We start from the raw sequence: 4046 nt of genomic DNA, 5'->3' as shown, positions 1-4046 counted from the left end.
CTCCTCTTCCTCCCCTTAGCGCTTCCCGCCGCTGGAACCGGCGTCGCCCGCATCCAGGTCGTCCAGGTCGTCCAGGTTCATGCTGCCGCTCTGCTGACTGATCATGTCCTCTGCATCTTGCTGCGCCCCTTCAATGCTGCGCAGGCTCTGCATTGTCGCGCTGGCAGCTGCCTTTGTGACTTCCCTCATCGTCTCCAAGAGGGCGCTGATCTGTTCGTTCGCCTGCACATAGTCGGGGTGGACAGTGTCATAGAACTTGTCGCTGTAACCGTCCCAGCCTTCATGCAACGCCTGTTCAGCTTTGAAGTCTCCGTTGATCTCGTCAGGCTTCTCCCCATGTTTGTCCATCTCGTCGATGAACGGTTGCAGCTCCCTCGGATATGCCTCGAAGGCTCCGTAGCTGCTCATGACCGGCCTCCGGATGCGTCGTCCGCGTCCTCGTGAATCTCATCGTGCAGCCGGTTCCTCGCGGACCTGCCTCCCGCACGCCCACCGCCCTCGAGCGCCGACCCGAAAATCCGGTCCCAGTCCACGTCGACGCCCTGGGAGCCGGGCACGGAGGGGTTTTGCTGGAGCAGCGGTTCGAAGGTGTCCCGCACCCGCTGGGCGATCTGCCGACGCCCCCGCTCGGCCGCCTCCAGTACCGAGGAGGCCAGTTGCGGGCCCGTCATATTCGCGTGCTTGCCGTCGAGAAACTTCAGGCCGGCCAGCTCTCCCTGCGGACCGATGGTGACCTCCACCGCTCGGTCACCCGAGCGCACCGTCTCGGAGGTGTCGCGCAGGTCCTCCTCGGCCCGCGCCACGGCGGCCCGGGTGGCCTCCAGGTGAGCTCTGGCCTGGGCGACGCGCTCCTCCATCGACTCTGTCGGCTCTGTCATTGGGACCTCCTCGATAGCACTTGGCGAACTGGTCGGACTGCGGTTTCGGTACGCGCTCGGGCAGCGGCTTCGTTGCGGGCTCGGGCTTCGTTGCGGGCTCGGACAGCGGGCGCGCGGACGGGGGCCTGGGCGGGGCTCATCGGCCGATCACGGCGGGTGTCCCTCCCTCGTCGCTCCCCCAGACGTCCTCTTCCTCCGGCACCCACGCTTCCCGTTCGCGGTCTCCGCTCTCCGTCTGCGGCCGGCCGCCCTGCCCGCCGGCACCCCCCGTCGGCGGAGAGAACGGCGTGCCACCGCTGGTGTTGATCATTGCTTCGCGGTCGTCGTAGCGGCCGGCTGCCCTGCCGCTACTGGCTCGCGGGCGGCGGTTGCTGACGACTTCACCGTTGTCGATCACATTTCGGACCCGCTCGGAGGGCCCGTCGCCGCCCCCGCCGCCGCCTCCCCGCCCCGGCATCGCACCAGGGTTCAGCGGCATACCGCCCGGGGAACCGGTACCGGAACTTCCGCTCATGGCACCGCTCTGGGACGAGGTAGGTGAGGATGCGTCTTGCGGCCCCTCGTACGGCTTGGCGTCGTACAGCTCCTCCTCCGGATTGCCATACGCGGAACCGGAGTTGTCACTGCCGCCGGAGGTGCCGGGGTCCTGAGAGCCGCCGGAGGCCGAACCGCCGTCATTGAGGTAGCCCGTGGTAGTGGTACCGTCCGGGCTGGTCATCGAGGTCGCGCCGGTGTCCGGGTCGATGGTCGATGTGCTCCCGTCCGGGAAATCCGTGACGACCTGACCCTCCGAGTCCAGGTGCGAGACGCTGCCATCGGGATTCGTCAGCACATCGCCCGCGTTGAGTGGGCCGGATGTCTGCGTACCGTCCGGGTCGGTAACCGTCGCACTCTGGGTGTCCGGGTCGATCGTTGTAGTACTGCCGTCGGGGTATTCCGTCACGATGCGACCGTGGGAGTCCACATAGGACTCGCTGCCGCCGGGGTTGGTCAGTGAATCGTCGCCATTGACCGGACCGGTGATCGTCTCCGGCGACGGCTGGGGCAGATCACTGCCGTTGAGCGAACCGCTCTGGTTCAGATAGTCCTCGGCCTGCTGTTGCTGCTCCTCCTGATACGCCAGCTGCTGCTGCCGGTACTCCTCCTCTTTCTGCTCTTGTTCCCTTTCCAGTTCTTCCTGTTCTTTCTCCTGCTCGCGCTGGAGTGCTTCCTGCTCGGCTTGCTGCTCTTCTTGATACGCCAGCTGCTGTTGCTGGTACTCCTCCTGCTCCTTCTCCTGCTCGCGCTGGAGCGCCTCCTGCTCTTTCTCCTGCTCCCGCTGCTCCTTCTCCTGTTCGCGCTGGAGCGCCTCCTGCTCCGCCTCGTACTCCCGCTCCTCCTTCTCCTGCTCCTTCTTCTCCCGTTCCTGCATAGCCCGCTGCTGAGCCATCTGCTGAGCCGCGAGGGCCTGCTGTTCCTGCTGGTACTGCTCCTGCTGCTTCTCCTGCTCCTTTAGCTCGGCCTCTCGTTCGGCTTCTGCCGCCGCTTGCTCCTTCTCGGCCTCCTTCTCCTCGGCCTCCTGCTCGGCCTTCGCCGCAGCCTGTTCCTGCTCGTACTCCCTCTCCTGCCGGGCCTGCTCGGCCTTCGCCGCAGCCTGTTCCTGCTCGTACTCCTTTTCCTGCCGGGCCTGCTCCGCCTCGGCCTCAGCCTGCTCCTGCTCGTACTCCCTCTCCTGCCGGGCCTGCTCGGCCTCGGCCTCAGCCTGCTCCTGCTCGTACTCCTTTTCCTGCCGGGCCTGCTCCGCCTCGGCCTCAGCCTGCTCTTTGTCGGCCTCTTTCTCGTCCTGCCATGCCTTGTCCACCGCAAAGGAATCCGACATGGTATCCCCAACGGGGGGCCTGATCGCGCCGAGGTGGAAGCCGTAAGGGGCCCACGCGCTTTCGATATTCTTCAGCGCCTGCTCCGCCGGCTTCCCGAGGTGCTCCTGGACGGAGTCCCACCAACGCTGCTGCGCTTCCAGACCGACGGCTTTCCAGGTGGACATCTCGTTCAGCTCCCCCTCCCCGTAACGAGTCCCGGAGTGGTCCACGGCGTCCGAGCGGAAAGCAGACGTGACGGTGTAGAATTCTACATTCTCACCTTCAGTGTGCCCGTACTCGTCGGAGGCAATACCTGTACCCGTGTCAAAGTGGTAGAGGATCTGCGATATATTATTGTCCCAGACGTGATCAACAATTTCCGACAGCAGGTCCGACAGCCACCGCAGGGGATTCCCCATAGCAATCTCCCACGACGCCCAGGCGTCGTAAAGGTTGCGGACCTCCGTGTAGAGAGCCTGTGCCGCTTCGCGTATCGCGACGCCCTGCTTTGACTCAAAGTCATTTCCAGGCGCCGTCATGTCCTCGAGAAGCCGCTCATACCTCCTGTTCAGCAGATGGATCAGGTCCCAGAACACGCCGGCGGCCTGCCCCTTCCACTGGTCGCTCTCCTCTCCACCGAGCGTCTTCTCCCAGCCGTCCAGCACCTGCTTCCGCTCATCCACAAAGGTGCGGACCCGGTCGAACGCGGAAGCCACGGACTCGAAGGACCCCAGTCCGACGCTTGACTCGGGCTGTACCGACAGGCCGTTCCACACGAAATCTTGCGTACCCAGGGGCTTGTTGAGCAGTTCCGAGAGAGCCAGCCCGGTCCCGTACGCGTACTGCGTCAACGCCGTCGTGTCCCACGTCTTGCCCTCGTCCGACCCTTCGCCACCCCTTAGCCAGCCACCCGTCGGAGGCCCATCGGTCCTCTTGTCACCGAAGAGCGTGAAGCGGGCCTTGTAATAGACAACCGTGTTCCCCTGCTCCGATTCTGGCGCTTCCGGATCTGGCTCTCTCATATAGAAAGGGATCACGAAGTCCATGTCCTCGATGCCCCAGCCGGCGTTGTTTACGCGCCACTGGAGATCATCCGGATCAACACCGACTACGTCTTCCTGCTTCTCAATATAGATTTTCATGAGCGGAATACCGTCGTCGGTGACAAGGCTGTCGAAAACCTCGTCGACCGTCGGGGCCGGATATCCCGTCAACTGGCTGACCGCATCCCGCCAGGGATCTTTGTCATAGGGGGCACGTCCATCAGAAAGCGATTCCATAACTGAGCTCCGTCGTACTGGGGGAGATCTGCCGGAAAAGGTGCCGATGA

The 4046-nt window shown here is 64.3% G+C and carries 3 protein-coding genes; all 3 read right to left on the bottom strand.

Going from position 1 to position 4046, the window contains the following annotated elements; all coding sequences use genetic code 11:
• Positions 1-15: 15 nt before the first annotated feature.
• The 3 genes from ACTWP9_RS03375 to ACTWP9_RS03365 all read right to left on the bottom strand — a co-directional run bounded on the left by ACTWP9_RS03375 (position 16) and on the right by ACTWP9_RS03365 (position 3996).
• Positions 16-408: a hypothetical protein gene (locus tag ACTWP9_RS03375; protein WP_443244432.1), complete on the bottom strand. Its 393-nt coding sequence runs from the start codon at positions 406-408 to the stop codon at positions 16-18.
• Positions 405-878, bottom strand: a complete 474-nt coding sequence (locus tag ACTWP9_RS03370) for a YbaB/EbfC family nucleoid-associated protein (protein ID WP_443244431.1) — start codon at positions 876-878, stop codon at positions 405-407. Before ACTWP9_RS03370 ends, ACTWP9_RS03375 begins: the two co-directional genes overlap by 4 nt.
• A 136-nt stretch (positions 879-1014) precedes the next feature.
• Positions 1015-3996 (bottom strand): AAWKG family protein, encoded by a 2982-nt coding sequence (locus ACTWP9_RS03365; RefSeq protein WP_443244430.1) that lies wholly within the window; start codon positions 3994-3996, stop codon positions 1015-1017.
• Positions 3997-4046: the final 50 nt, after the last annotated feature.

This window comes from Streptomyces sp. 3N207 (assembly GCF_052246355.1).
Taxonomy (GTDB): domain Bacteria; phylum Actinomycetota; class Actinomycetes; order Streptomycetales; family Streptomycetaceae; genus Streptomyces.
Note: the sequence above shows the minus strand (reverse complement) of the source record. Positions and strands in the feature narration are given on the sequence as shown.

Coding starts and splice junctions, on each gene's coding strand:
- ACTWP9_RS03375 (WP_443244432.1), bottom strand. CDS start 408: ATGAGCAGCTACGGAGCCTTCGAGGCATATCCGAGGGAGCTGCAACCG.
- ACTWP9_RS03370 (WP_443244431.1), bottom strand. CDS start 878: ATGACAGAGCCGACAGAGTCGATGGAGGAGCGCGTCGCCCAGGCCAGA.
- ACTWP9_RS03365 (WP_443244430.1), bottom strand. CDS start 3,996: ATGGAATCGCTTTCTGATGGACGTGCCCCCTATGACAAAGATCCCTGG.